This is a genomic window from Ochrobactrum sp. SFR4 (assembly GCF_019730395.1).
Classification (GTDB): Bacteria; Pseudomonadota; Alphaproteobacteria; order Rhizobiales; family Rhizobiaceae; genus Pseudochrobactrum.
In genome coordinates this window covers 1-253 of the sequence record NZ_JAAPBB010001054.1, presented here as the reverse complement: position 1 = coordinate 253, position 253 = coordinate 1, and the positions used below count along the sequence as shown (strand labels likewise).

Genomic DNA, 253 nt, shown 5'->3' with positions numbered 1-253 from the left:
AGGCACTTCTTCTGGAGTGGCTGGTTCAGGTTGAAGAGCCGGCGTTTCTTCAGGCTTAGATTGCTCCGCAGCATCTTTCGCCTGCTTCTCAGCGGCGGCATCAATTGCTTTTTGCTGTTCTGCGGCTTCGCGCTGCGCTTGTTCAGCTGCCTGTTTTTTCTGCTCTTCAGCCTGTCGGGCTGCTTCTTCCTCAGCCGCTTTTTGTTGCTCTGCAGCCTGTTTGGCCTGAGCTTCCTCTGCGCGCTGTTGTTGC

Annotated in this window: 1 pseudogene; it reads right to left on the bottom strand. The window is 55.7% G+C overall.

The features are described from left to right. A pseudogene (locus HBA93_RS22285) lies at positions 1-253 on the bottom strand (hypothetical protein); the annotation flags it as partial.